The organism is Geodermatophilus sp. SYSU D00758, assembly GCF_054049955.1.
Genome location: NZ_JBJGYK010000022.1, coordinates 19,908 through 38,765 on the forward strand (window position 1 = coordinate 19,908; position 18,858 = coordinate 38,765).

Here is an 18,858-nt window from a genome sequence, read left to right on the forward strand (position 1 = left end):
GTGCGCGTGTACCTGCCTGCCACCACGACCTCGCTGCGGACCCTGGTCGACGACGGTCGCCTGCCCGGTCCGCACACCGCCTTCGCCGTGACGCCGGGCCTGCGCTCCTCCTACCCGGTCAGCGACGCCGAGGCCGACATCGAGGAGCTGGAGTACGCCGCCCTGCTCGCGGCCGCCCGGGCGAGCCTGCGGCTGGTCGACGTCGACCCCTCGGCCGCCCGACGGAGGGTCGTCGTCGCCGCCGACGTGCCGGACACGCGCGTCACCGAGCTGACCGACCCCGACGTCGACCACGGCGCGGTCCGGGTGGACGACGACATCGCGATCGGCGACGTCGCCAGCGCCCACGTCGACGGCGCCGAGGCGGAGGCCGACGTCTCGGCCGCGGTCGCGGTGGTGCTGGAGGCCGACCTCGGCAGCGAGGACGCCCAGTTCGTCGTGGACCAGGCCGAGGGGCACGAGCTCGCCTGGTACGCCCGGCAGGAGATCGGGGCCGTGCTCGAGCTGCTGTGACCCGGCGGCGGCCGTGCCCGGCGGTCCCCGGCCGGAGGTCGCCCGGCGGTCGGTCGCCCCGGGCCGCCCGACCGCCGCGCCACCTGGACGCGGTGGGCGGTCCCGGCGGTGACCAGCCACCCCGACCCGGGGCGCACCGGCAGCGGGGTGCGGGGCAGACGCACCCCCAGCAGGTCGCCGTCGGCCGTGCCGCCACCGAGGAACAGGCCGCTGCGCCGGCGCCGCAGCACCGGGACCGGCCCCTGGTAGGTGGCCGCGAGCGCTCCGGCGGAGCCACCCACGAGGAACCCCAGGCGCCCGTCGAGGCCGCGTTCCGCGCCGAGCACGAGCACCGGCGCGTCGCCGAGGGAGTCCAGGTCCTCCACGACGACGAGACCCGGCCGGCCCGCGAGGTCCTCGAGCCAGGTACGGAACCCGGCCGTGTCGTCGGCGGGCACCTCCCGCCCGCTGCCCGAGGCGCCCGCCGGCCCCGCGGCCGTGCGCACCACCCGGAGCGCCGGCGTCCCGAGCGCGGCGGCGTGGTCCGCGAGGCAGCGGACGGCGGTGCGGCGCCCGCTCCCCGGTGGTCCGGCGACCAGCAGGCCACCCCCGTCGGCGAGGTCGACGCCCAGGACGGCCCCCTCGTCCCCGCCCGGGCCCACCGGCAGCCACGGCAGTTCCCGCGCGGCGCGGGCACCGGTCCCGGCGGCGCCGCCCCCGGTGGCCGTGCTGCGGGTGTCCACGTTCCGGGCGGCGGTGTCCCGGGCGGGTCCGGCCCCGTCGTCGGCCGCCTCCCGGGGGAGCGGCAGCAGCGGTGCCGGGGGGAGCTCCGCCACGTGGAGGGCGTCCCGGGGCCGGCTGCCCCGGCCACGTCCCGGCAGCGAGCGGGGCAGCGCCAGCTGGCACTCCACGCCCTCCTCGCCCAGCAGCGCCCGTCCCGGCGGGCGGTGTCCCGGCACCGCCCGCGCGGGGACCCCGGCGAGCACGTAGTCGGCCCGGTCCGCCAGCGGCAGCACCAGCCGGGTGCCGACCGCGGCCGCCAGCCGGCTCCCGGGCACGAACCGCTCACCGGTGAGCAGGCAGGTGAGGCCGGCCGCCGCACCCTCCCGGACCAGCCGGGTCAGGGACGCGGCACCGCGACCGGGATCCCCCTCGTCGAGCTCGGCGCCGAGCGCCTCGACGCCGTCCACGAGGAGCAGGAGCGCCGGGCGCGGCCGGTCGGGGTCCGCCCGCCGGGCGGCGACCTCCTGCCCCAGCCGCTCCACCAGCCGGACGGTGCGGTGCACCTCGCCACCGCGCACCACCGTCCCCGCGTGCGGGAGACCGGCGGCGTCCCGGGCCAGGGCACCGCCGCCGTGGTCGAGCACGTGCACGTGCAGCTCCTCGGGGGAGCGGGCGGTGACCGCCTCGGCGAGGACCGCCCGCAGCCACGTGCTGCGGCCGCTCCGGGGACCCCCGACGGCCAGCCAGCTGCCGCCGCGATCGGGGTCGAGCTCCAGCGGGTGCTGGGCCTGGGACGCCGGGTGGTCCACCAGCCCGATCCGCAGCGGGCGACCGGCACCCGCCGGTTCCCCGGGCGCCAGGACGGCCAGGTCCTCGGCCTCCACCCGGTCGGGCAGGGGCGGGCGCCAGGGGCGGTGGGGCGGGGGGAGCTCCTCCTCCCGTGCCCGCCGGCCCAGTGCGGGCACCACCAACGCCAGGTCGGAGGGCCCTCCGGGCTGCTCCGCGGGGACCGCCGGCGGGCGGTCCGGCCACCGCCACGGGGCGACCCGGACGGCGTCCTCCGCGGTCGGCGGGCGACCGGCGACCCGGGCGACCTGCACCAGCTCGGGGGCCGCTCCGCCGATCCGCACCAGGGCCCGGCCGGGGACGTCGGTGGGCAGCCACGCCGCGGCCGGCAGGCCGAGCACGTCCCGGGACTCGCCCTCGTCGGTGGTGCGCAGGCAGATGCGCAGGGAGCAGTTGGCCCGGATCTCGGGGGACACCACGCCGGCCGGGCGCTGGGTCGCCAGGACGAGGTGGACGCCCAGGGAGCGGCCGCGCTGGGCGATGCCGACCAGTCCCGGGAGGAAATCCGGCTGGTCCTCGGCCAGCCCGGCGAACTCGTCGACCACGATGACCAGCCGGGCGGCGTCGACGTCGGCCGGGAGTGCGGCGAGGTCCGCGACCCCGTGCCGGGCCAGCAGCTCCTCGCGCCGGGTCAGCTCGGCACCCAGCGACCGCAGCGCCCGGGTGGTCCCCGCCGGGTCGAGGTCGGTGACCACCCCGACGGTGTGCGGGAGCCGCGCCGCCTCGGCGAACGCGGCGCCGCCCTTGTAGTCGACCAGGAGGAAGGCGCACCGGTCCGGCGGGTGGGACAGGGCGAGCCCGAGGACGAGGGTCTGCAGGAGCTCGGACTTCCCGGAGCCGGTGGTCCCCGCGACGAGGGCGTGGGGCCCGTCCCGGCACAGGTCGAGCGCGAACGGGCCGGCGGTGGTGCGGCCCAGCGGGGACACCAGCGACCGCCGGCCGCGCGGCCACGACCCGCCGGTGCTCCCGCCGGCCCCGGGTGTCACCCCGGGCAGGGGGAGGTCGAGCAGGCGGATCCGTCGGGGCAGGCTCCCACCCACCCGGGCCGGCTGCAGGGGGGCGAGGTCCCGGGCGACCTCGCCGGCGACCGCCGTGGCGAGGCGGTCGACGGTGACGCCGGCCCGGTCGGCGGTGCCGGGCACCGTGAGCAGCCCCGCGGTCCCCGTCTCGCCCTCCAGGCGCAGCCGGGCCCCGGCGCTCACCGGTGGGTCCCCGGTGGCTGCCACCCGGGTGAGGGTGAGGACCCGTCGGGACCGGGCATCGCGCAGGGCCGCACGGGTGCGGGGACCGAGGGCGGCGTCGACCACGACGACCGTCCAGCGGACCGGGGCGGCGGCGCCGGGGTCGGCGCCGCTCAGAGCGGTCACCCAGGCCAGGTCGGCGTCCTCCCCGGAGGCTGTGTGGACGGCCTCGGCCGGCAGGTGGGGGAGCCAGCGCAGCCAGGACCACGTGTCCAGCCGGGGGCGCTCGGCGAGCAGCGCGACCCGGAGCGCCCCGGGAGGGAGGAGGACGGCCAGCTGGGCGACCAGCGCGGCGACCACCGCGGTCGCCACCGGCGCCGGGCCGCTCACACCCAGGCCCCCGGTGACCGCGAGGTCCACGGTCACGGGCCGCCGGGCCGAGGCGGCGGGCCGCCGCCGGCCGTCGGCCTCCACGAGGCCGACCCGCGACGGGCCGGGCGCGCTCCCGACGCGGACGACGACGGCGTCGGGGTCCTCCGCGGTGCGCTGCCACAGCGGGGCGGTGCGCCGGCGGGCGGCACCGCGCAGCACGGCGAGGTCGGGGCGCTCCCGTTCGGCTGCTCGGTCGTCGTCCGCCACGGCCGCCGTGACCCGTTCCTCGGCCTCCTGCAGGGCCGCCGCGTGCGCGCGAGCGGCGCGGCGTCCGGTCCGCCGCCCCGACGACCGGTCGGCCACCCAGGTGCCCACCCCGACGAGCGGGCCGAGCAGGCCGAACAGCAGCAGGGCGGGTGACGACAGGACCCAGGCGAGGGTCAGCCCCGCGGCGGCCGGCAGGACGAGGGCCACCCAGGGGAGGCGGCGCGGTGGCGCCGTCCCGGGTTCCGCGGGGAGGACGACCTCGACCGGTTCGCGGCCGGGCGGGGTCCGGGTCACCGGCTCGACGCGGACGCGCCCGCCCGGTGCGGGCGTGAGACCGACCGGGAGACCCTGCGGGCCGGCGAGGGTGAGCGTGCTGGCCCCCATCCGCAGGAGCGCGCCGGGCGGCCAGGGTCGGCCCGCGGGACCGACCACCGCGCCGCCGAGCGAGGTCCCGTTGGTGGACCCGAGGTCCCGCACCACCGGCCCGTCGGCGCCCACCTCGACGAGCGCGTGGGACCGGGAGACGTCGGGGTCGTCGAGGGCGACGGTCGCCTCCGGGCCGCGGCCGACCAGGTGGCGCCCCCGGGTCAGCGCGGCGGTGGTGCCCGCGGACGGCCCACCCACCACCCGTAGCTCGAGCGCGCTCACGGCCTCGGGCCGGCACGCGGAGGTGGCGGGGCCGCCGAGGCCGAGGACCGCCCCGTGCGCGAGGGCGGGGTGGTCCAGGAGCGTCTCCCCGGGGAGGCGGGCCGACCCGCTCCAGACCTCGACCGGCCCGACCCCGGGCACCGGACCCAGCGCGGCCACCACGGCACCGAGACGTTCACCGTCGTGCGCGGTGACGACCACGTCGTGCGGGTGACCGCCGACCACGAGGGTCCAGCACCGGGCGGGGGGCGGGGAGGAGGGCGGTCCGGCAGGCACACGCCGACCGTGCGGCCCGCGACCGGTGGCCGCGGCGGACGGGGCCCGGCTGTGGACGGCCCGCCGCCCTGTGGACGGTGTGCCGGGCCCCGGTCCCCACCCGACCTAGCGTGCGGACGACCGGGAGGTGCCCGGGCAGGAGGAGGACACGTGAAGGTCGACATCGCCACGCTGCAGTCGATGGCGGGCCGCTGCCGCGCCGAGGCCGCCGACACCGCCGGTCGGCACGCCGCGCTCTCGGCCGGCCTCGACGGGTCGGTCCTGGACGGGTGGACCGACAGCCAGGCCGCGCTGCGCTTCGCCGAGCTGCACGAGCGGTGGCGGGCCAGCGCGCAGGGGGTGAGCGACGCGCTCACGGGGATGGGCGCGCTGCTCGAGGGGGTGGCCGCGTCCTACCAGCAGCACGAGGCGGAGGTGGCGGCCCGCATCGGTGCGTTGCTGTGACCGGTCACGGCTTCCCGCCCGGGGTGCCCTGAGGGTCCGCGTCGTCGGCGCGCCCGTCCACCGCGTCGCCGGGGCCGCCGACGGTCGTGGCGCACCGCCCGGGCGGTGCGGCGGGTCAGCCGGGGGGCGCGGCCGTCCGCGGGGTCCCGGGAGCGGTCAGGGCCGCGGGCACCCGCTGGCGGACCACCCGGGTGAGCTCGGGCAGCCGCTCCCACGGCAGCAGCACCAGGATCGCCACGCAGTGCGGCAGGAAGATGATCCGGACGCTGGCGAAGACGGCGACGTGGAAGCCGAGGAGGAACACGACCAGGGCGATCCGGGCGCGGTCGGACCGGGCCAGCAGCATCAGCGGTGCGGCGAACTCGAGGACGAGGATCGCCCACTGCGCGGCGACGAGCAGACCGGGCACCTCGAGGGTCCAGTCGGAGAAGACCGTCCCGCGGCGCACGATGGCGCGGGCCAGCGTGGACCCGGTCGCCCAGTCCCAGCCGCCGAAGCGCATCTTCGCCCAGGCGGCCAGGAAGTAGGTGAGCATGACGGTGACGAAGACGGCGGCCACGGCCCACCCGGCGGCCTCGGACGAGCGCCGGTCCCGCCGGCGCACCCGGCCGATGGTGGGCAGGACGGCGAGGGCGACGAGGTAGGCGATGCGGTCGTGGTCGACCTTGCCGTAGCTCATCGCGATGACCATCCACTCCAGGTAGAGCAGGAAGACCGCGGACCCCAGGAGCCGCGGTGCCCGCCCGGTCGCCGCGGCCAGCGCCGCCGCGAGGAGCGCCCACTGCACCACGTGCACGACCGTCGACGTGGGTGTCGGCAGCGGCAGCAGCTGGCCGATGGTGAGCGGCTGGTAGTACTCGGTGGGGACGTCGGCGTGCGCCCGCACCCACGCGGTGGTGAGGAAGACGTCGACCGGGATGAACAGGTAGGCGATCGTCCGGAAGACCGCGATGCGGGCCAGCGGCACCGGCCGGAACCACCACGCCGACAGCCGGTGGGCCAGCGCCCGCCCCGGGCCGTCCCCCGGCCGCTCGACCGGTGCTGACGGACGGCTCACGGGGTGCCCTCCAGGTCCTGGGCGACGAGGACCCGGTCGGTGGCCTCGCCGGTCTGCCGGCCACCGACGAGCTCGTAGCGGCGCTGCACGATGCGGACCTCCACGAGTTCCTCGGCGCCGGGGTGGTGCTCGGCGTAGGACCCCGCCAGCAGCGTGAGCAGCTCCGGCTGCAAGACCAGCCGCGGGAGCTGCCCCTCGAACTCCGCGCGGCGCAACCCGACCTCGCCCCCGGAGAGCCGCACCTCGGTCCCCTCGGTGGTCACCCCCACCACCCGCGTGGAGACCACGGCCGCGTCCGGGTCGGCCCGGGTGGAGTACATGCGGAAGGGGCCGAACGGGAAGTCGGAGTCGGTGCCCCACAGCGTCCCGCCGAGCAGCAGCGCCAGGACGACAGCGGTGGCCGCCAGGCGCACCCGGCGACCGACGGGGGACAGCGGCAGGACCTCGGTCTCCGCGGGGCCGCGCTCGGGAGCAACCGGTACCACCGGGGCATCGTAGGATCAGCGCCCGTCCAGATGGGTCACCGACGCCGCATCGTGGGCACCCGGCCCACCGCGCGCTCGGGGCCCGTGCCCGCCGTCGCCGGGGTCCCGCGTCCGCCGTGTCGTCCCGGGAGCGAGTCCATGCAGTTCGGTCGGTACTACGAGGAGTTCGAGGTCGGGGCGGTCTACAAGCACTGGCCCGGCAAGACGGTCACCGAGTACGACGACCACCTGTTCTGCCTCATCACGATGAACCACCACCCGCTGCACATGGACGCGCACTACGCGGCGGAGACCACCGACTTCGGCAAGAACGTGGTGGTCGGCAACTACGTCTACTCGCTGCTGCTCGGCATGAGCGTGCCCGACGTCTCGGGCAAGGCCATCGCCAACCTGGAGATCGAGTCCCTGCGGCACGTCGCCCCGACCTTCCACGGCGACACGGTCTACGGGGAGACCACCGTCCTCGACAAGACGGAGTCGAGGTCGAAGGACGACCGCGGCATCGTGCACGTCGAGACGATCGGCTACAAGCAGGACGGCACGGTGGTGTGCGTCTTCCGGCGCAAGGTCATGGTGCCCAAGCGGTCCTACGGCGAGAGCCGCGGCGGCGAGCAGCCGGGACGCCCGGAGCCGGCCCGCCGCTGAACCCGGGCGGCACCGAGCGGGGCCGGTCCCGCTCGGAGCCGCCGCCGGCCGGCACCGAGCCGGTCCGCCGCCGGGCGCTCCTCAGGGAGCGACCCGGGTCGCGAACCCGGCGTGGTCCACCACCAGGCCCTCCGCGTCGACCGTCAGCTCGGAGGCTCCGTGGGCCTCGTCCCGGTACTCCCACCGCCGGTCGGCCAGCCGGCGGTAGGTCTGGTCCACCCGGAGCACCCGCAGCCCGGGCACCTCGACCCGCGCCACGGCCGAGGTCACCGCGTCCCCGACCGCCAGCGACGCCAGCCGGTTGACGGGGAAGGTGGTGGTCAGCGGGGTCGCGGCGACGTCGACGTCCGTGCAGCCGTCCAGCTCCGGGGCCCGCACGCCGTCGCGCCACCACCGTCGTCCGGCGTCGGCGGTCAGGGTCAGCCGTCGCTCGCCGCCGGCGGCCAGCGACCAGACCTCGACCGCGCGGGTGGTCCAGCCCGGGTCCAGGTCGACGCGGAAGCCGCAGGCGAGCACCGCCCCCGGCCCGGCCAGGACCTCGGTGCCGTGGCAGGTCCAGCCGTCGGCCCGCCGCTGCACCCGCGCCAGGCCGTGGCCGGCGTCCTCGTCGACCCGCCGCCAGGCGACCACCCGCTCCCCGGGGTCCGCGGTGGGCAGCGCGCCCCACCCCTGCAGCGTCTGCACCAGCCGCGGCGTGCAGGGCAGCCGGTCGAGGGTGGCGGCGTCGGCCCACGTCACGTCGTCGGCGTCGTCCCCGGCCGCGGGCGTGGCGGCGTCGTCGACGGGGGTGCAGGCGAGGTCGGTGACGTCGTAGACGACGGCGCCGGCGGGGACGCGCACGGAGCCGACGACGTCACCCACGCGCACGGCGAGCCCGGTCTCCTCGCGCACCTCGCGGGCGACGGCCTGCTCGAGCGTCTCGCCGGGCTCGACACGGCCGCCGGGCAGCGACCACAGGCCGCGGCCGGGCTCCCGCCCGCGCCGGACCAGCAGCAACCGGCCGGAGGCGTCGAGCACCACCGCACCCACGCAGGGCACCGGGGGTGGCTCCGCGCGAGGCCGGTCAGCGGTCATCCCCGGGAGCGTAGGCGCCGGCCGCCGCGACCCGCGCTTGACGAACACCCCTCCGGCCAGGACGGTGAGTCGCGATGTCTGCCTCCACGGTGTGCCCGCGCTGCGGGGAGCGGCTGGTCGTCCGCCCGGGGGAGGCAGGCCAGGCCTGGTGCCACGTGCACGGCGCGGTGACGCCCCTCCACCACACGCTCCTCGTCGCCCACGACGCGATCAACGCCGTGACCGCCGACGCGCGGGTGCCGGCCTGGGTGCCCGACCCCATGCCGCCGGGCTGGTCGGTCACGGGCATGGCCTGGGGCGGCGAGCCGGGCGCGCGGGCCATCGTCGTCGACTGCGCCGGCCCGGCGCCGCTGGGCGGGGCGGCCGAGCTGGTGCTCGTGGCCGAGGAGCCGGGCACCGGCGTCGGGTGCGGGTACGCGGGGCTGCCGGGCCTGGACCCGGGGGACGTCATCACCGGCCCGTCCTCGGCCGACGTCGAGGCCGCCGGCCAGCGCGCCCCGCTCTGGGCCGTGCCCACCAGCGACGACCGCGCCGCCTTCGTCGGCGAGGCGTACGGCGTGTGGCTCTGGCTGGTCATGTGGCCGATGTCGGCGGCCTGGCTGCTCGCCGAGCGCCTGGTGCTGCTCGACCTCCGGGACCGGGTCTACCCCGACCTGCCCCTCGGGCCGCCCAGCGAGCACCTCCTGCCGGGGCGGTAGCCGGCCCCTGCGCCGACGCGGTGCCGGCCGGGCCCCGGTGCTGCGGCGTGTCCCCGCGGGGGGTGCTGGGACGTGTGTTACCCATGGGGCTCACCCGGCGGGGACGGACGGTCCGGCCTGCCCACGACGCACCCGCGGAGGTGACGGTGAACCTGAAGAAGGTCCTCACCTGGCTGGTCGTGGCCTTCGTCCTCTTCTACCTGATCCAGGCGCCGGAGAGCTCCGCCGACCTCGTGCGCAGCGCCGGGGAGGCGCTCGGGGCGGCCGCGACGTCCCTGGCCACGTTCGTGCAGGGCCTGGTGTGAGCACGGCGTCGGGCCGCGACGCCTGACGGCGGCGTGACCGGGCCGGGCGCACCCGACGGGGGCGGCGGACGCCGGCCCCGGTGGAGCAAGGACGCCGACAAGTACCTGCTCCCGCACGAGCAGCCCCCGGTGGTCGCCACGCGGCGGCACTGGGCGGTGCTGCTGCTCCCGGTGACCAAGGCCCTCCCCGCCCTCGTCGTCGGCGGGTGGCTGCTCCTGCTCGACCCGGACAACCGGGTCTCCAGCTCGGCCGGCCTCCTGGTGCTCGTCGTCGCGCTGGGCCACCTCGGCCTGCGGGCGGGGGAGTGGTGGATGCGGCACTTCATCGTCACCAACCGCCGGGTGCTGCTGACCAGCGGCATCGTCGTCCGCACCGTGGCGCTGCTGCCCCTGCGGCGGATCACCGACCTCACCTACAAGGAGACCCTGCTGGGCCAGCTGCTCGGCTACGGCACCTTCCGGTTCGAGTCGGCCGGCCAGCAGCAGGCGCTCTCCCAGATCACCTTCCTCCCGCACGCGGACGTCCTCTACCGCGACGTCAGCGACCTGCTCTTCGGGGCCGGCGGCGCCGACGCCGGGGACGACGAGGGGAACCCGGAACCGCCCGCCGCCGCGCCCCGGCCGCCTGCCGGGGATCCTCCCGACGGCCGGCGGGACACCGAGCCGATCCCCCGGGTGCGCCGGCAGCCACCCGGCACCCGGCGGGTGGCCGGCCGCCGGGTCGGGCAGGCTGACCGCTGATGCGCATCGACCTGCACACCCACTCCTCGGTCTCCGACGGCACCGAGTCGCCGGCCGAGCTCCTGGCCACCGCCCGGGCGGCGGGGCTCGACGTCGTCGCGCTCACCGATCACGACACCACGGGCGGCTGGGCGGAGGCCGAGCGCTCCCGCCCCGCGGGGCTCACCGTCGTCCCCGGCATGGAGCTGTCCTGCCGCTGGTTCCCCTCCGGGGCCCCGCCGATCAGCGTGCACCTGCTGGCCTACCTGTTCGACCCCGCGCACCCCGCGCTGGCCGCCGAGCGCGCCCGGCTGCGCACCGAGCGGCTCGGCCGGGGCGAGCGGATCGTCGCCGCGCTCGCCGCGGCCGGCTACCCGGTGGTGTGGGAGGAGATCGTCGAGCGCTCCGCTGGCGGGGTGGTCGGCCGGCCGCACGTCGCCCGCGCCCTGGTCGAGGCCGGCGTCGTGGAGTCGGTCGACGCCGCGTTCACCGACCTGCTGCACCACCGCAGCCCCTACTACGTCGCCAAGGCCGACACCGACGTGCTCGACGGCATCGCCCTGGTGCGGGCCGCCGGCGGTGTCCCCGTGTTCGCCCACGGCCTGGCCACCCGCCGCGGTCGGGTGGTGGGCGACGAGGCGATCGCCACCATGGTCGCCGCGGGCCTGCTCGGCCTCGAGGTCGACCACCCCGACCACGCGCCGGAGGAGCGGGCCCACCTGCGCGGGCTGGCCGCCGACCTGGGCCTGCTGGTCACCGGCTCGAGCGACTACCACGGGACCAACAAGACGACGCCGATCGGCGCCTGCACCACCGACCCCGCGGAGTGGGAGGCGGTGCTGGCGGCCGCGACCGGCGCCGCGCCGTACCGGGACTGACCCGCCGACCCGCCGGGGGTCGCGGCTAGCGTGGCGGCGTGGGGAGCGCACAGCTGGAGATGCCGGGCATGCCGCGCCGCCTGTTCCCGGCCACGCCCAGCAAGCTGGCGGCGTTCAGCGACTGCCCCCGCCGCTACCGGTTCGCCTACGTCGACCGGCCGACGCCGGCCCGCGGCCCGGCCTGGGCGCACAACAGCATGGGGGCCGCGGTGCACGCGGCGCTGCGCTCGTGGTGGGAGCTGCCGGTGCCGCGCCGCACCGCCGCCGCGGCCCGGCAGCTGCTGTACGGGGCCTGGTCGACCGCCGGGTTCCGGGACGCCGAGCAGTCGGACCGGTGGCGGGCACGGGCGGCCGGGTGGCTGACCGACTACGTCGCCGGTCTGGACCCGGCCGAGGAGCCGGTCGGCACGGAGCGGCAGGTCGCGGCGACCACCGAGCGGCTGGCGCTGTCGGGCCGGGTCGACCGCATCGACCAGCGCGGCGACGAGCTGGTCGTCGTCGACTACAAGACCGGCCGCAGCGTGTGCACCGACGACGAGGCGCGTGGCTCGGCGGCGCTGGCGGCCTACGTGCTGGGGGTGCGGCGCACGCTGCGCCGGCCCTGCCGGCGGGTCGAGCTGCACCACCTGCCCAGCGGGACGGTGGCCTCCTTCGAGCACACCGACCGGTCGCTGGCCAACCACGTGCGCCGCGCCGAGGACGTCGCCGCCGACATCGGCGCCGCCACCGCCGCGCTGGAGGAGGGACGGAGCCCGGACGACGCGTTCCCCGCCGTCCCGGGCCGGCAGTGCGGCTGGTGCGACTTCCGCCCGAGCTGCCCGACCGGCCAGGCGGCGACGCCGTCGCGGGAGAGCTGGAGCTTCCTGGCCGAGGAGGCCTGAGCGGCCCCGGCCCCGCTCAGGCGCCGACCGGCCGGGCCCGGGCGACGCGGTCGAGGGCGGTCCGCACGATCGGCGACCACCGGACCCGTCCCGGCAGGGCCGAGAGGGTGGCCCGGAAGGCCCGCAGCGCCCGGGTGGCGGCGGCGTCGGTGACCGCGAGCCCCGGCATCGAGAAGTGCTGCCGCGCCCAGGCGGGCAGCAGCGCGAAGCCCAGCGTCGCGAACCCGCCCCAGGCCGGTCGCGCCGGCGTGAGGACCTGGACCCAGCCGGGCATCGGGGGCAGGAAGAGCCGGCGGACCCCCTCGACCGCCGCGGGCGTCGCCCGGAGCGACGGCCGGATCGCGGTGAAGTAGGCGTCGAGCTCGGCCACCGACCGGGGGACGAGCGCCGGGGGCACGCCGACCAGCGCCGCGGACGCCGCCTGCTCGGCCACGTAGCGGTCGGCGTCCCGGCCGGGGAGCGGCACGCCGGCCCGGCGGGCCGTCGTCAGCAGCGACTCGACCTCGCAGTTGTGCACCCACTGGAGCAGGTCGGGGTCGTCGACCCGGTAGGCCCGCCCGGTGGTCCCCTCCACCCCGGACATCGTGCGGTGCAGGCCGCGGACCCGCGCCGCCGCCCGCCGCGCCTCGGTGCGCGTCCCGAAGGTCAGCGTCTCGACGTACTGGCCGGTGCGGGTCATCCGCATCCACCACTCGTCGCGGAAGCCGGCGGAGTTGCGGGCGACGCCGTCCATCGCGACCGGGTGCAGGGCCTGCAGCATGAGCGCGCGCATCCCGGCGACGGAGTAGCTGGGATCGAGGTGGATGCGCCAGGTGACGCTGTCCGGGCCGTAGAAGCCGGTCCGGTCCTCCTCGGCGGTCCAGTCGTCGGGCGAGGGCAGGTCGGCCAGCCGGCTCACGGCCGCGCCCCCACCGAGGCCCAGAACCCGACCAGCACCTCGACGGTGCGGACCGGGTTCTCCACGGCGGGGGAGTGCACCGCCCCGGGGATGACCTCGTAGCGGGCGCCGAGCCGGGCGGCCATGTCGGCCTGCACCGCGGGAGACCAGGCGTCGTCGGCGGACCCGTGGGCCACGAGCACCGGCACCCCGGTCGCGGCGAGCTCGGCGACCCGGTCGGGCTCGGCCGTCATCGCGTCGGCCATCCCGCGCAACCCGGCCTCGCTGTTGCGCAGGAACCGGCGCGCGAGGAACCGTTGGGTCGGCTCGGGCACCAGCTGCGCCTGCGGATCGGTCATCGCCAGCTGGTCGAGCGTCTCCTGCACCAGGGCCAGCCCACCCACGTCCAGCAGCGGGGCCAGGTGGGTGAGCAGGTCGGCGCGCGGGCCTCCCAGCCGCGCCGGCCCCGAGCCGAGCAGGGTCAATGACCGGAACAGGTCCGGCGCGGCCAGGACGGCGGCCCGGCTCACGAGCCCGCCGAAGCTGTGCCCCAGCAGGTGCACCCCCGAGGGCGACTCCGCCCGCAGCTCCCGGCCGACCGCGACGAGGTCGCCGCCCAGCTCCTCGACGCCGTAGCGGGCGGGGTCGTCGGGGCCCGGCGACTCGTACTGGCCGCGCTGGTCCAGGGCCACGACGCGGTAGCCGGCCGCGCAGAGGGGGCGCAGCAGCGGGGCGAAGTCCTCCTTGCTGCCGGTGTACCCGGCCACCAGGAGGACGGTGCCGGCCGCGGCGTCCCCGCCGGTGTCCAGGCCGGCCAGCGGCCCGGCGCCCCCGGTGAACGTCCGGTGCCGAGCGTCGTGCTCGGCCAGCTGCCGCAGGTCGTCGGGCGCGATGGCGAGGCCGCGCTCGGCGGCGGCGAGGTCCCCGTCGCCGGGGCTCCCTGGCAGTGACATGCCCCCAGTCAACCCCGCGGGGCGCCGCCGGTCAGCCCCAGGCGGTGACGCGGTCGGCCTGCCGGGTGAGCAGCACCGGGCCGACCCGGTCCACGAAGCCGTCACCGGCCGACCCTGGTGCGGCGGAGCGGCCGGTCTCCGCGCCCCCGGCGAGGTCGCGCAGCACCACCGCACCGGCCTCCGGCACGGGGACGACGCCGTCCGCCGGCGCCTGCGGACGGGGGGACGGCAGGCCCACCCCCGGCGCCTCCCAGCGCACCGCACCGGCAGGGTCCACGGCCGAGACGGTGCCGCCGGCCAGCACGAGGGTGGTGTCCCCGACCGCGGTGACGAGGACGTCGTCCCCGCCGGCGTCCAGGGTCCCGAGCGGGCTCCCGTCGGAGGCGGCGAGGAACTCCACGGCGGCGTCCCCCGCGACCGTGACGAGCTCGGAGACGGCGGCCACGGTGCTCGTGGCGTCGGTCAGGTCCCGGGTCCACCGCGGCGTGCCGTCGAAGGCGTCGAACAGCCGCAGCTGCGGGGCCGGCGACCCGTCGCAGCGCTGGAGGACGACGACGCCGGCGGCGCCCACGTCCGCCCCGCCCACGGTGCAGCCCGCGGGGGTCGACTGCCGCCACCGGGTGCCGCCCCCGCCGGGGTCGAGGGTCACCACGCCGGTGCTGCCGACGGCGAGGACCACGCCCCCGGTCGCGTGCAGGCGGACGCCGGCCTCGTAGGTGACGTTGCGGGTCCACGCGCGCACGCCCGTGCCGGCCTCCAGGGCCACCGCCTCGTCGCAGCGGCCGGTGGTGCGGAAGACCGCGACCACCCGCCCGTCGACGACCACGGCGTCGCACAGCCGGGCGTTCGCGCGCGTGTACCGCCACGCCTCGGCGCCCGTGACCGGGTCCAGCGCCCGGACCCCGTGCTCGCCGGCGACGAGGACGCGGGCGCCGGCGACGGCCACGGGACCGGCCGCCTGCGCGCTCCACAGGGTGCCGAGGGACGTCTGCAGGTCGCCGGCGGGGGCGTCCACCGGGGGCGCGGTGGTGCTCACCGTGGCCGCGGCGTCCGATCCGCGCCACAGCAGGGCGGCCACCACGACGAGGGCCAGCGTGGCCGCCGTCCAGACCCACACCCGCACCGGCGGTCGCATCACCGACCACCTCCAGGAGATCCGCTCCGACCGTGCAGGAACCGGAGGGTGACGGCCCCCCTGCAGGGGCCCGGCGCGAGCTCGCGAGCGTCGGGGGGCAGGGGGGTCCTCTTTCAGGCGGCGGGCTCGGCCGAGCCGCGACCGGCCCCGCCGCGGCGGCGACGCCGGCGGCGACCCGAGCGCCCCGAGCTCTCGCCGGAGGAGCCGGAGGGCGCGTCGGCCTCGGCCGGCGGCGCCGCCTCCGGGGCGTCGGACCCGGTGCCGGCGGCCGCGGTGGCCGCACCGCCACCGCGGGTGCGGCGGCGCGGGCGGCCGGAGCGCCCCCCGGCCGGCTTGGCGTCGTCCTCGCGCCCGGGGCCGCTGCCGCCGGAGCGGGTGCGCTTGCCGGTCTCCCCGAGGTCCTCGACCACCTCGGCGTCGAGGCCCTCGCGGGTGCGCTGCGCGCGCGGCAGCCGCCCGGTGGAGCCCTCGGGCACGTCGAGGTCGGCGTAGACCCACGGCGAGGTCGAGTAGGTCTCGGCCGGCTCCTCGAAGTCCAGGTCGAGCGCCTTGTTGATCAGCTGCCAGCGGGGCACGTCGTCCCAGTCGACGAGCGTGACCGCGACGCCCTCCTGCCCGGCGCGGCCGGTGCGGCCGATCCGGTGCACGTAGGTCTTCTCGTCCTCGGGGCACTGGTAGTTGACGACGTGGCTGACGCCGGAGACGTCGATCCCGCGGGCGGCGACGTCCGTGGCGACCAGGACGTCGACCTTGCCGCTGCGGAAGGCGCGCAGCGCCTGCTCGCGGGCGCCCTGCCCCAGGTCGCCGTGCACGGCCGCGGCGGCGAAGCCGCGGTCGACCAGCTCGTCGGCGACCTTCTGCGCGGTGCGCTTGGTGCGGCAGAAGACCATCACCAGCCCGCGGCCGCGGGCCTGCAGCACGCGGGCGAGCAGCTCGGGCTTGTCCAGGTTGTGCGCGCGGTACACGAACTGCGTCGTCTGCGGGACGGTCGAGCCCTCGTCGTTGCCGTGCGCGCGGATGTGCGTCGGCTGGGTCATGAACTGGCGGGCCAGGTTCACGATCGGGCCGGGCATCGTCGCCGAGAACAGCATCGTCTGCCGCTGCGCCGGGACCATGCCGAGGATCCGCTCGATGTCGGGCAGGAAGCCCAGGTCGAGCATCTCGTCGGCCTCGTCGAGGACCAGCGTGCGGACCTTGCCCAGGATCAGGTGACCCTGCTGGGCGAGGTCCAGCAGCCGCCCGGGGGTGCCGACGACGACCTCGACGCCGGACTGCAGCGCCTGGACCTGCGGCTCGTAGGCCCGACCGCCGTAGATGGCCTGCACGCGGGTACCGCGCCGGGAGCCGGCGGTGGACAGGTCGCGGGCGACCTGGACGCACAGCTCCCGGGTCGGGACGACGACCAGCGCCTGCGGGACGCCGTCGCCGCCCTCGGCGGCGGGGACGACGCGCTGCAGCATCGGGACGCCGAAGCCGAGGGTCTTGCCGGTGCCGGTGCGGGCCTGGCCGATGAGGTCGTTGCCGGCCAGGGCCAGGGGGAGCGTGAGCTCCTGGATGGCGAAGGTCCGGGTGATGCCGACGTCGGCCAGCGCGGCCACGATGCCGGGGTGGACGTCGAAGTCGCTGAACAGCGGGGCGTCCTCGGTCACCGGGGCGCCGCCGAGCTGCTCGACGGCCTGCTCGAGCTGCTCGGGGGCCGGTGCGCCGCTCTCGGCGTGCTCGAGGTCGGGGGTGTTCGGGGTCTGGTCCTGGATCAGTGTTCTCGCCTCTGGTCTGCTGGGGGACGCCTCCGCGGCGGGCGGGGTCCGGCCGCCTGCGCACGCGTCCCGGTCGGGTGTCGCGGGAGCGGTTCCAGCGCCGACGCGGCCAGCAGACCGGGCGTCACGCGCCCGGGAGACAGCCCTCGGGGCGTCGTCCAGCGGTCGTCAGCGCACAGATACACGAGCGGACCCGGGGGCCCGCACATTCCCATGGTAGCCCGTGCAGCCGATAACCTCGGCGCGCCGCGCTGCCTCCGCCCACGGGGACCACCCGTCCGGGGCAGGCGTGGCCATCCACGGGGAGGGAGAACGGTGACCGAGCATGCGGTGGACCAGCGTGCCGTCGTCGACCTGCTGGGCGTGCTCGCCTACGCCGAGCTGACGGCCTTCGACCGGCTGGCCGAGGACGCGCGGCTGGCCCCGACGCTGGAGGGGCACGCGGCCCTGGCCCGCATGGCCGCCGCCGAGCTCGGCCACCACGGGCGGCTCACCGCACGGCTGGCCGAGCTGGGTGCCGACCCCACCGCCGCCATGACCCCCTTCGTGCGGGCGCTGGACGCCTTCCACGAGAGCACCCGGCCGCGCACGTGGCTGGAGGGCCTGGTCAAGGCCTACGTGGGCGACGGGCTCGCCGCCGACTTCTACCGGGAGGTCGCCGCCTTCCTGCCCGACCCCGACCGCGGCCTCATCCTCGAGGTGCTCGCCGACACCGGGCACGCGGACTTCGCCGTCCGGGAGGTGCGGGCGGCCATCGCCTCGCACCGGACGGTGGCCGGCCGGCTGGCCCTGTGGGGCCGGCGGCTGGTCGGTGAGGCGATCAGCCAGTCCCAGGCCGTCATCGCCGAGCGTGACCAGCTCGCCGAGCTGATCATCGCGGGCACCGGCGACCTCGCCGGGGTGGCCCGCCTCGTCGACCGCATCACCGCCGCGCACACCGAGCGGATGCGCACCCTCGGCCTCAACCCCTGAGACGCCTCGAGCGCCGGGGCGGGGGGCAGCGCACCCGCCGGGCACGACGACGGGGCGCCGTCCGGTGCGGACGACGCCCCGTCGGAGGACCCCCTGCCCGCCGCCGCTCGCGAGCTCGCGGCGGGATCCTGCAGGGGGGCCGGGCCCGGGCCCTCAGGCCCCGGCGATGAACCCCACCCGGCGCTGGTCGGCCTGGGCGATCTCCACGTAGGCGATGCGGTCGACCGGGACGAGGACGCGCCGGCCCCGCTCGTCGACCAGGGTGAGCAGGCCGTCCTTCGTGGCGCCGGACATGGCCTTGGCCACCTCCGTGGCGATCTCGTCGGGGGTCTGCGGGCTGTCGATGACCAACTCACGGGGGGAGTGCTGGACACCGATCTTGACTTCCACTCGGGATGCCTCCTCGGGTTGCGCGGCTGCCGACCACGCTAGTCCAGCGCCCGCCGGGGCGACCCGGCACGCGACTGCGCCGTCAGCGAACGGCGCTCAGTGCCCGGGTTCGCCGTCCCCGAGCCGCGGGAAGCGGGAGATGCCGCGCCAGGCCAGCGCGGTCAGCAGCTCGACCGCCTCGTCGCGGGAGACGCTGCCCTTGTTCGGCAGCCACCACCGCGCACTGCTCTCCGACAGCCCGGTGAGGCCCGAGGCCAGCAGCAGCGAGCGCTCGCGGTCCAGCCCGGTGTCGGCCTCGATCACCTCGGCGATCGCCTCCACGCAGGCGCGGTGCCCGCGATCGGCGAGCTCCCGGACGTCGTCGTCGTTGCGCAGGTCGGACTCGAAGACCAGCCGGTAGGCCTCGCCCTCGGCGTCGATGAAGTCGAAGTAGGCCCCGACCGCGCCGTTCACCCGGGTCCGGTTGTCGTCGGTGCCCGCCATCGCCGCCCGCACCCGCTCGGTCAGCGCGGTGACCTGCTGCTCCAGCAGCGCCAGGTACAGCTCCCGCTTGCCCGGGAAGTGCTGGTAGAGCACCGGCTTGCTGACCCCGGCCCGGTCGGCGATGTCGTCCATGGCCGCGGCGTGGAAGCCCTGGGCGACGAAGACCTCCTGCGCCGCCTGCAGCAGCTGCAGCCGGCGGGCGCTGCGCGGCAGGCGCGAGGACCGCCGGACGGGCGCGGGGATGGACCGGGGCAGCTGCATGACGCGCAGATGTTACCGGCGGGTCACCCGCGGCGCGG

The 18,858-nt window shown here is 77.6% G+C and carries 18 protein-coding genes and 1 pseudogene; 9 read left to right on the top strand and 10 right to left on the bottom strand.

All coding sequences use genetic code 11. The features are described 5' to 3' along the window. The first annotated feature begins 6 nt into the window (after positions 1-6). Positions 7-513 (top strand): DUF6912 family protein, encoded by a 507-nt coding sequence (locus ACI8AC_RS16505; RefSeq protein WP_456898952.1) that lies wholly within the window; start codon positions 7-9, stop codon positions 511-513. Positions 514-1,733: 1,220 nt separating this feature from the next. On the opposite strand, the pseudogene ACI8AC_RS16510 reads toward ACI8AC_RS16505, so the two are convergent. Further along, a pseudogene (locus tag ACI8AC_RS16510) lies at positions 1,734-4,805 on the bottom strand (FtsK/SpoIIIE domain-containing protein); the annotation flags it as partial. Between the two features lie 150 nt (positions 4,806-4,955). Between ACI8AC_RS16510 and ACI8AC_RS16515 the strand changes: the two are divergent. Then, positions 4,956-5,249, top strand: a complete 294-nt coding sequence (locus ACI8AC_RS16515; RefSeq protein WP_456898911.1) for a WXG100 family type VII secretion target — start codon at positions 4,956-4,958, stop codon at positions 5,247-5,249. Between the two features lie 115 nt (positions 5,250-5,364). On the opposite strand, the gene ACI8AC_RS16520 is transcribed toward ACI8AC_RS16515, so the two are convergent. Further along, positions 5,365-6,306 carry an HTTM domain-containing protein gene (locus tag ACI8AC_RS16520; protein WP_456898912.1) on the bottom strand — a complete coding sequence of 314 codons (942 nt, stop codon included), beginning with the start codon at positions 6,304-6,306 and terminating at the stop codon, positions 5,365-5,367. Then, the gene (locus ACI8AC_RS16525; RefSeq protein ID WP_456898913.1) at positions 6,303-6,791 is read right to left on the bottom strand and encodes a hypothetical protein; all 489 of its coding nucleotides are present in this window, start codon (positions 6,789-6,791) and stop codon (positions 6,303-6,305) included. Before ACI8AC_RS16525 ends, ACI8AC_RS16520 begins: the two co-directional genes overlap by 4 nt. Before the next feature lie 138 nt (positions 6,792-6,929). On the opposite strand from ACI8AC_RS16525, the gene ACI8AC_RS16530 reads away from it, so the two are divergent. Beyond that, complete coding sequence (locus ACI8AC_RS16530) at positions 6,930-7,436, top strand: MaoC family dehydratase (RefSeq protein WP_456898914.1); 507 nt, start codon at positions 6,930-6,932, stop codon at positions 7,434-7,436. A gap of 81 nt (positions 7,437-7,517) precedes the next feature. On the opposite strand, the gene ACI8AC_RS16535 is transcribed toward ACI8AC_RS16530, so the two are convergent. Next, complete coding sequence (locus ACI8AC_RS16535) at positions 7,518-8,510, bottom strand: putative glycolipid-binding domain-containing protein (protein WP_456898915.1); 993 nt, start codon at positions 8,508-8,510, stop codon at positions 7,518-7,520. 74 nt (positions 8,511-8,584) lie between these two features. Here ACI8AC_RS16535 and ACI8AC_RS16540 point away from each other — a divergent pair, with 74 nt between their 5' ends. The 5 genes from ACI8AC_RS16540 to ACI8AC_RS16560 all read left to right on the top strand — a co-directional run bounded on the left by ACI8AC_RS16540 (position 8,585) and on the right by ACI8AC_RS16560 (position 11,992). Further along, positions 8,585-9,208 carry a DUF6758 family protein gene (locus ACI8AC_RS16540; protein ID WP_456898916.1) on the top strand — a complete coding sequence of 208 codons (624 nt, stop codon included), beginning with the start codon at positions 8,585-8,587 and terminating at the stop codon, positions 9,206-9,208. A gap of 146 nt (positions 9,209-9,354) precedes the next feature. After that, the gene (locus ACI8AC_RS16545; RefSeq protein ID WP_199522220.1) at positions 9,355-9,513 is read left to right on the top strand and encodes a hypothetical protein; all 159 of its coding nucleotides are present in this window, start codon (positions 9,355-9,357) and stop codon (positions 9,511-9,513) included. A gap of 33 nt (positions 9,514-9,546) precedes the next feature. After that, positions 9,547-10,254 (top strand): PH domain-containing protein, encoded by a 708-nt coding sequence (locus ACI8AC_RS16550; RefSeq protein ID WP_456898917.1) that lies wholly within the window; start codon positions 9,547-9,549, stop codon positions 10,252-10,254. Continuing rightward, positions 10,254-11,111, top strand: a complete 858-nt coding sequence (locus tag ACI8AC_RS16555; RefSeq protein WP_456898918.1) for a PHP domain-containing protein — start codon at positions 10,254-10,256, stop codon at positions 11,109-11,111. Before ACI8AC_RS16550 ends, ACI8AC_RS16555 begins: the two co-directional genes overlap by 1 nt. Before the next feature lie 38 nt (positions 11,112-11,149). Then, positions 11,150-11,992 (top strand): RecB family exonuclease, encoded by an 843-nt coding sequence (locus ACI8AC_RS16560; protein WP_456898919.1) that lies wholly within the window; start codon positions 11,150-11,152, stop codon positions 11,990-11,992. Between the two features lie 16 nt (positions 11,993-12,008). On the opposite strand, the gene ACI8AC_RS16565 is transcribed toward ACI8AC_RS16560, so the two are convergent. From ACI8AC_RS16565 to ACI8AC_RS16580, 4 genes are all read right to left on the bottom strand, one after another. Then, a complete protein-coding gene (locus ACI8AC_RS16565; protein WP_456898920.1) occupies positions 12,009-12,890 on the bottom strand; it encodes an oxygenase MpaB family protein in 882 nt (293 codons plus the stop codon). Further along, entirely contained in the window at positions 12,887-13,822 is a 936-nt protein-coding gene (locus tag ACI8AC_RS16570) for an alpha/beta fold hydrolase (protein WP_456898921.1), read from the bottom strand. The genes ACI8AC_RS16565 and ACI8AC_RS16570 overlap by 4 nt, the downstream gene beginning before the upstream one ends. Positions 13,823-13,853: 31 nt before the next feature. Then, the gene (locus tag ACI8AC_RS16575; RefSeq protein WP_456898922.1) at positions 13,854-14,957 is read right to left on the bottom strand and encodes an outer membrane protein assembly factor BamB family protein; all 1,104 of its coding nucleotides are present in this window, start codon (positions 14,955-14,957) and stop codon (positions 13,854-13,856) included. A gap of 113 nt (positions 14,958-15,070) precedes the next feature. Further along, the gene (locus ACI8AC_RS16580) at positions 15,071-16,606 is read right to left on the bottom strand and encodes a DEAD/DEAH box helicase (protein ID WP_456898923.1); all 1,536 of its coding nucleotides are present in this window, start codon (positions 16,604-16,606) and stop codon (positions 15,071-15,073) included. A gap of 423 nt (positions 16,607-17,029) precedes the next feature. Here ACI8AC_RS16580 and ACI8AC_RS16585 point away from each other — a divergent pair, with 423 nt between their 5' ends. Further along, a complete protein-coding gene (locus tag ACI8AC_RS16585; RefSeq protein ID WP_199522221.1) occupies positions 17,030-17,686 on the top strand; it encodes a ferritin-like fold-containing protein in 657 nt (218 codons plus the stop codon). Between the two features lie 153 nt (positions 17,687-17,839). Here ACI8AC_RS16585 and ACI8AC_RS16590 read toward each other — a convergent pair whose 3' ends face one another. Continuing rightward, on the bottom strand, positions 17,840-18,076 hold the full coding sequence (locus ACI8AC_RS16590; protein WP_456898924.1) for a DUF3107 domain-containing protein: 237 nt from the start codon (positions 18,074-18,076) through the stop codon (positions 17,840-17,842). Positions 18,077-18,172: 96 nt separating this feature from the next. Next, positions 18,173-18,820, bottom strand: coding sequence for a TetR/AcrR family transcriptional regulator (locus tag ACI8AC_RS16595; RefSeq protein WP_456898925.1), 648 nt, complete (start codon positions 18,818-18,820; stop codon positions 18,173-18,175). Positions 18,821-18,858 lie beyond the last annotated feature (38 nt).

Excerpts from the sequence above, each read along its gene's own strand:
- ACI8AC_RS16530 (WP_456898914.1), top strand. The coding sequence starts at position 6,930 with ATGCAGTTCGGTCGGTACTACGAGGAGTTCGAGGTCGGGGCGGTCTAC.
- ACI8AC_RS16535 (WP_456898915.1), bottom strand. The coding sequence starts at position 8,510 with ATGACCGCTGACCGGCCTCGCGCGGAGCCACCCCCGGTGCCCTGCGTG.
- ACI8AC_RS16540 (WP_456898916.1), top strand. The coding sequence starts at position 8,585 with ATGTCTGCCTCCACGGTGTGCCCGCGCTGCGGGGAGCGGCTGGTCGTC.
- ACI8AC_RS16555 (WP_456898918.1), top strand. The coding sequence starts at position 10,254 with ATGCGCATCGACCTGCACACCCACTCCTCGGTCTCCGACGGCACCGAG.
- ACI8AC_RS16570 (WP_456898921.1), bottom strand. The coding sequence starts at position 13,822 with ATGTCACTGCCAGGGAGCCCCGGCGACGGGGACCTCGCCGCCGCCGAG.
- ACI8AC_RS16575 (WP_456898922.1), bottom strand. The coding sequence starts at position 14,957 with ATGCGACCGCCGGTGCGGGTGTGGGTCTGGACGGCGGCCACGCTGGCC.
- ACI8AC_RS16595 (WP_456898925.1), bottom strand. The coding sequence starts at position 18,820 with ATGCAGCTGCCCCGGTCCATCCCCGCGCCCGTCCGGCGGTCCTCGCGC.